The organism is Bradyrhizobium sp. th-b2 (genome assembly GCF_000426785.1).
GTDB classification, from domain to species: Bacteria; Pseudomonadota; Alphaproteobacteria; order Rhizobiales; family Xanthobacteraceae; genus Bradyrhizobium; species Bradyrhizobium septentrionale.
On sequence record NZ_AUGA01000148.1, the window covers coordinates 1 to 6,808 of the forward strand.

The window sequence follows — 6,808 nt, forward strand, 5'->3', positions numbered from 1 at the left end:
AGGGCCAGATTCGGACATCTCAGCACAACGCGCATCTTGATCAATTCGAAAAGCCATGCAGCAGATCGCGACGACCGCGATAGCAGTCGGGGCTTGCTCTGGCCGGCGACCCCGATCATGCAAATGGCTTAGGGACTGAGCGGCGTGAGGACGTTGCGCAGTGGCGCGCTGGAAATTTGCATCAAACCCGCGAATGGCTGACCCAGCTCGGGGGGCATTTCCGCGTGGGCCATGTCCCCGTGAGTGCTCAGCTCAAGGTCAACAGCCGACAGGGAAGCCACCGGTTTGTGCCGTGATGCCCTTACGCACCACTAAGCAGAATTGCGCAGCTTGACCAACGGACTGCCCTCCCGAACCAATGTACTGCAAATTTGAAGCATCTCAAGTTCGTCGCGCTCGCGATTGGCGTCGTTCTGTCGGCAGTGATTGACATCAAAGCGAACCGCAGCGGGTGCGACATGAATAACGTGGATACGACCGCATGTAGTTGCTACACTAACTTCATCAATCGCCTTCGTTCCGCGCCGTCTTACCAATGAGAAGGGGTCATTTGATGTCATTTGCCCTGGTACAGCCGTCGTTGCTGCTCAACTCGTATGCTTTTACTAACCCTCCCTTTGGAGGGTGCGGGCTGTTCATGGATACAACATGGAATTGTCCAAAAAGCGCGACTGCCAAGGACATCGTGAACTGGATCCTCGTCGCCTATGGTCAGACACCAAACCGACGGCTGCATCACGTCGTGCTCAACTTCCACGGGCGGGAGGAGGGTCCATCCTCGGGGGGACAGAAGGAGCAAATGGTCATCGTCGGGGAGGCTTCGCCTGAATCAGGATATGGCACTAGCCGTTTCCGCGAAGCAACGCACAACGCTCTCGACCTCACCAATGTCGGTCTTTTCGCTGCGTTGAAGGGCAAGAATATCGGCACCATCTGGTTTCATAGCTGCGCCCTGGCCAAGGATCTCAAGGGTAAATACTTCTGTCAGCGACTCTCCGAGGTCTCAGGCTGCAATGTTGTAGCCGCGGCGGAAATGCAGTCCGAATGGTGGGGCATTGTGAACCTGATTTTCATGCCCCGCGGGAGCATCGATGACTATGAGGGGCAGGTCTATATTTGGGTGAAGGGAAAGATCAAGCCCTTCGATCCCAATGGGGGAAATTGGGATTAAGGGGGCGTTGAGTAAAAGTATCTTGGAAGCGAGATGGACGCCATGACCGATGACGTGCCGTCGCAATTCATCGGCGTTTGGAAGCTGGTCAGCTTCGAGCGGCGGCAGGTCGGCGTCGAGACCGTGGTGAAGACCTACAGGGAACACCCTAAAGGCTATCGCATCCACACCGCAGGTCACCGGATGATCTACATGTTCTTCGCCGAGGATCGCAAAGCCAGCGTCGGCGCCGTGACCGATGCCGACCGTATTGCATGGTCGAAAACCATGGCCAGCGCCGCCGGCCCCTTCGAGTCGATCGGCGGCAACAAGGTGATATTCTATCCCGAAGTGTCCGCGGTGCAGTACCTGGAGCCGATCACCTTTGGCTTCGAGATCAAGGGCAATGACCTGACAATGACGTCGGATCCGATCAAGGATCCGACCGGCGGTCCGGATCTTTACTTCCGTTCGACTTACGTGCGCGCCGAATAGCGAGCGCAAGCCGGAGGCCACATCCCTCTCACGCGCAAGCGCAGCGTAGCTCGAAGCGCGTTCGGTCCGGGCCGTGCCGACGCTCAGGCTGCTTGTGGAAACACGGCAATTGCAGTGCACTCAATTGATGCCTGATCCCATGATTTGCATCATACTCATCGCGCCTCGGCCGTGTCCGTCATTCCCCACTAGCCGCACTGCGTCACCCAGCATGGCAACGCCGCGCGCGGACCATTGGAGCGCTACCCCGCGCGACAATCGATTGATCGCACAAGCCGCTCGGCAGACGCCACTTTGCGCGATGTTGGTCTGCCAATTTGCACAGGCATTGAACGAGCTGCAGCAAGCGGCGAATTTCACCGGTGACCGGCGATAAACTGGCTGAGTTGAATCTGCCGTATATGAAGCGCTTATGAATCACAACAGCAACCAGTCTCGATTTCATATCGCTGCCGGCACATCTTCTGCGCGTCGGCCGGCTCTCAGGCCGCATGTGCCGCAAAATTGGAAACCCCATTTCATATCTGGCGGGCCGGACATGTTTGACTACGATTCGATCCCTGCGCGGAAATGGGCGTCAAGTTTGTCCGTCCCCCATCGCGTTGGGCATTCTGTCCAGGCAGTTGATAATGAGGCAACTGATGACGTTGCCGATATCTACAACCAGGCTGGTGACGATTATGTCTCATACGCTGACGGGGATCCCTCGCAGCCATTTGCCTTTGAGGGAATGCACGCCTACGCAGACCGCTGCGTTTGGGCCGTATTGGAGAAGAAACTGACCGACCTGCGGGCTTCCGGCGCAAGCTCGGTCAGATTCCTCGATGCGGGTTGCGGACCCGGCACCTGGCTGCGCCGGCTGGTCATGCACGCACATGCGCTCGGATTCGGCGACATTACCGCACGTGGCTTCGACATCGCACAGGCGCAAATAGAACGGGCCAGGTTGGCGGCCCGAAATCTTTCCAGCCTTCCTGGAGTGAGTCTCACGTTCGACGTCGCCGACCTTGCGAACCGGTTACCGGAACAGGATGCCTCGGTCGATCTGACTCTTTGCCTGTACAGCGCGCTCAGCCATCTGCCCGTCGCACGCCTGCCGGAAATCTCAAAGGAGATCGCACGCGTCACATCGGGATATTTCATAACGACGGTGCGTCCGATTGGCAGCATGCCAACGGCCTTTGTGGACTCGATCGAGAAAGTCCGCCGATTGAAACAAGATCACGCCAGGGATCGGTGCGAAATCGATCTCAGCGACGGCCGACACATTGCATTCAGCTTTCACCAGTTTACGGCGGTCGAATTGCGGAACCATTTCGCCAGCTGCTTCGACATAGAAGAGGTGCGCGGCCTGGACCTCTTTCATAGTCGATTTGTGCCGGATCCCCGTTGGAATTCCGACTCTCCATCAGGCGACAGCCAGCTTGCCGATGAACTTGAACGGCTCGAGAAGGCGTATGCCACGTGCTCGGAATTCATGGATCGCGCCACACATCTCCTGCTCGTGGCGGGCAGCCGGCGAACCGTTGCACCTGCCGCCCGTGTCGTTGCGTCGACCTGACACCGGCGATCGCTTTCTGGATCTGTAGCCGTCGTCGACGGGTTGGCGGTCGAACTCATGGGGCGGCGAGGGTTCTTCGCAGCCGCGTGATCGCGTCGGGCAGGCCGCGTACCCTCATGATCCGGCCGGTGGCATCGTAGTCCTCTGAGAGCACGCACGTATGCTCATACACGTCGCTGAGCAGCCCCTGCTTCGCGTAGGGCAGGACCAACTGGTCTTCCACCATTGCAGCTTCGAAGAAAGCGATGATTGTCTCGCGTAGCGAGGCTACGTCAGTGGACGACGTTGCGGAAAGCAGGATCGCGTCCGGGTGCTTTGCGTGGAGGGCGGCCCGGTCCGCCTCGCTGACGCGATCAATCTTGTTGAAAAGCAGACGCGACGGGACGGCTTCCGCGCCGATCTCACGCAGCACGCCGCGGCTCACCTCGAGCTGCGATTGGTACGCCGGATCGGACGCATCGACGACGAACAACAGCAGCGACGCTTCGAGCGCTTCGGCGAGCGTGGAACGGAATGACGCGACGAGATCGTGCGGCAGCTTCTTGATGAACCCGACGGTGTCCGAGACCAGCACGCGCGGGTTCATCTCGGGCTGCAGGGCGCGCACCGTCGTATCGAGCGTCGCGAACAGCTTGTCCGCGACCAGCACCTCGCTGCCCGTGAGCGCCTGCATGAGCGACGACTTCCCCGCGTTGGTGTAGCCGACCAGTGCGACCCGAAGCTGATCGCGGCGCGCGGACCGACGCTGGTCGCTGTCTCGCTGGATATCATCCAGCTGTTCCTTTAGTTCCGCGAGGCGATCGCGGATCTTGCGGCGATCAAGCTCGAGATCGGACTCGCCCGAGCCGGGCCCCTGCTGCCGTCCGCTGCCCGGCGCTTCCCGCAAGCGCGGCGACACGTACTTCAATCGCGCGATCTCGACCTGCACCTTCGCCTCGCGACTGTGTGCGTGACGATGGAAAATCTCGACGATCACGCCGGTCCGATCGAGCACCTGCGCGCCGGTCGCGCGCTCCAGGTTGCGGGCCTGGCCTGGGGAGATTTCATGATCGAAGATCACAAGCTCCGGCTTCGGCTGCACCTCAGGATCAGGCTCCGGCTGTCTGGCGTTCGGCTTCTTGCCGTCGCCGTCCTGAAAGCGTTCGCGGGCCTTCGACTTCCGCGGTACTGCCATCGATCCGACGACGCCCGTGCCACCGGTCATGACAGCGAGTTCCTCGAGCCGCCCCTTGCCGAGCACCGTCGCGCCGTCGATCTCGTCGCGCTTCTGCGATATCGTGCCAACGACCTCGTAACCGAGCGTGTTCACCAGACGGCCCAGTTCTTCGATGCTTGCGGCGTGCGCGACGTCATCGACGCCCGGAAGCTGGACGCCGACCAGGATCGCGCGCGGAATGGGCGGTTTGGTTTCCACGGTGCGGCGCTCGCCGGCAGCGTGCCAGGCTTCCGTTATTGCCATTTGGCATTCTCCTGTCCATGGCACCGCTGCGGTGGCACCTGGCGGTTTGCGCGAGACCCAGGCTGCGGCGGTCGTCTCTTGTGTCCGGCGGCCTGTGCCGGACTGAGCGTTGAACGTGCAGTGGTCGCTGCCGCGAGGCCTACTCACTCATGTTGATTTCAGGAATGCCGGTGGCTGCGATCAGTACCTGGAGTGAAGGTCTCCGCGCGCCGGTCTCGGTCTCGATGCGATCGAAGGGCCAGCGCGCCTGGGTTGGAACGACATGACACCATCTCGCTTGAGAAACAGTGGTAAACGACAGCGTCTGCAAGATAGGTAGAGCGACATAAAGAAACGAGACGGACGAAACGGCCACGATATAGTAATCGCGTGTCTTTTCCGAACCAGCCATTCCCGGCCCACGCGCAAAACTCCCTGGTCTTGCCGCGTCCACCTGATCTTCGGCACGCGCGTGTTGCCCTCAGTGTGTGTCGAGATCACACACCGAACGAGAGCCTCCGGGCCGTTCAACATGTCGCGACCGTTCGAACCGGTACAACGCCCGCTACGTCCAACGGACGTTGCCGGGCGGTTGTTGGAGACCAGAGATGACAGAGCAGCAATTCGAGACCGATGTGATGGCGCTGCTGCGCGCGCCACTTTCGGGGCCGGACGGGGCGCGGCGTCTGAATTCGCTGAAAGCGAGCTTTCAGGCGGTCGACGATCCGGCACTGGCCTTGAAGCTGTACGAACGTCTCTCCACGCCTGATGCGAGCGATGCGCTTGCCACCGCTTTCAACAATCGTGTGTCGCCGAGCGCACGGAACGATCTGCTCGCAATCCTGACGGCGGTGAAGGGGGCGGCGCCGAAGCCGGAGCCACGGAGCCAGCAATATCGACTGGTCGATGAAGACGCCAAGACCGTTCGCACGATAGCCCATTCCGATCCGGAATATCAGGAGCGCTTCGTCAACCATAACATCTCGAACGTCACCAGCGATCCGAATCCGAATACCTTCGAATTCCATACGATGGTCGTTTACTACGACGACGGACGAAAGCTCGAGCTTTCGCTCGACGACGTTCCGGTCCGGACCAGCATTCCCGGAATGCGACTGGTGCGGCTGAAGCCTTATGAGCCGCCGATCATCGATCATTACGTGCGGCGAAACGGCACCATCATCCCCATGAATGCCCGCGACGAGATGATGCTAAACGGATCGACCACGCCGGATCTGGTCGATTTCCGAACCACGATCGAATTCAACATCAAGCGCCGCCACCAGCTTCTCGAACTGGCGATGCTGACCAATACCTTCGCGGGCTACGTCGGCATGAATGTTTCCTTCCTGCACTTCAGCATGGCGACGGGCTCGGAGCCGGGCGGCCTGTTCGTGCAGGCGATGAAGCCCGGCCCACCGAAGAAGCCGGTTGGCGCACCACCGAGCGTCACCCCGCGCTTGCCGAAGCAATACAAGCAGGTGGGTGCGCGCGAGCTGCTGATATGGGAAAAGGAGGGAGGGCACCTTTTGGGACGACACAACGAGCACCTGACCGAGACGAAACTCCTGGAGAGGGTCGTCGGCGAGAAGAAGCTCGCGGTGCTACCATCGGAAACCAACGGTCAGCCGACAAATTTCAGTGTCTGGCGGGGTCAAGGCAAGACCAAGGCAGCGTCGAGGTGGCGCGATCAGGACACGATGGTGAAGGTGATCGGACAGATCATCCACGACAATATCGATGAGATCCGGACAACGACGGCCGGCGGCAAGGAGTGGGTCCGAGAAAACAAGGCCGTCGGTTACGAAACCGGAAGCGGGTGGCTCAAGAAGGTCTACAAAAACTCGAACGATCAGGTGCTCGACAAAGGCGTGTTCTGGGACGAGCACTTGAAGGGCGTGACCATCGTCATCAGGCCCAGGCAAAACCACGTTCCGACGGCTGAGGATCCAGAACCCTGGTTCGTCTACACGGCGTTTCCGGACCGCGTGCAGCATTAGGTCGTGAATCCATAGAGTGGGCAGGGCCAGCGCTGTAGGAATATGCGTCAAGCCTTGCGCGCATTGTGTGCCATCGATAGTCCATTGCGCGACTGGCTCACCTCTGCGAGTGAGTCTGGCCCAATCCAGGAAGGCTTAACTATGCTCACCGTCTATGGCGAAGG

General features: G+C 60.0%; 6 protein-coding genes. 4 read left to right on the forward strand and 2 right to left on the reverse strand.

Going from position 1 to position 6,808, the window contains the following annotated elements; genetic code table 11:
* Positions 1–553 precede the first annotated feature (553 nt).
* The 3 genes from K359_RS0146115 to K359_RS58060 all read left to right on the forward strand — a co-directional run bounded on the left by K359_RS0146115 (position 554) and on the right by K359_RS58060 (position 3,206).
* Positions 554–1,171, forward strand: a complete 618-nt coding sequence (locus K359_RS0146115; RefSeq protein WP_035978396.1) for a hypothetical protein — start codon at positions 554–556, stop codon at positions 1,169–1,171.
* Positions 1,172–1,204: 33 nt separating this feature from the next.
* A complete protein-coding gene (locus K359_RS0146120) occupies positions 1,205–1,645 on the forward strand; it encodes a lipocalin-like domain-containing protein (protein ID WP_029085052.1) in 441 nt (146 codons plus the stop codon).
* 538 nt (positions 1,646–2,183) lie between these two features.
* The gene (locus K359_RS58060) at positions 2,184–3,206 is read left to right on the forward strand and encodes a class I SAM-dependent methyltransferase (RefSeq protein ID WP_051346821.1); all 1,023 of its coding nucleotides are present in this window, start codon (positions 2,184–2,186) and stop codon (positions 3,204–3,206) included.
* A gap of 55 nt (positions 3,207–3,261) precedes the next feature.
* Here the strand turns inward: K359_RS58060 and hflX are convergent, their stop codons facing one another.
* On the reverse strand, positions 3,262–4,665 hold the full coding sequence (hflX, locus tag K359_RS0146130) for a GTPase HflX (RefSeq protein WP_084518823.1): 1,404 nt from the start codon (positions 4,663–4,665) through the stop codon (positions 3,262–3,264).
* Positions 4,666–4,804: 139 nt separating this feature from the next.
* Positions 4,805–5,056: a hypothetical protein gene (locus K359_RS0146135; protein WP_029085054.1), complete on the reverse strand. Its 252-nt coding sequence runs from the start codon at positions 5,054–5,056 to the stop codon at positions 4,805–4,807.
* Positions 5,057–5,282: 226 nt separating this feature from the next.
* Between K359_RS0146135 and K359_RS0146140 the strand changes: the two genes are divergently transcribed.
* Entirely contained in the window at positions 5,283–6,644 is a 1,362-nt protein-coding gene (locus tag K359_RS0146140) for a hypothetical protein (protein ID WP_156929093.1), read from the forward strand.
* Positions 6,645–6,808: the final 164 nt, after the last annotated feature.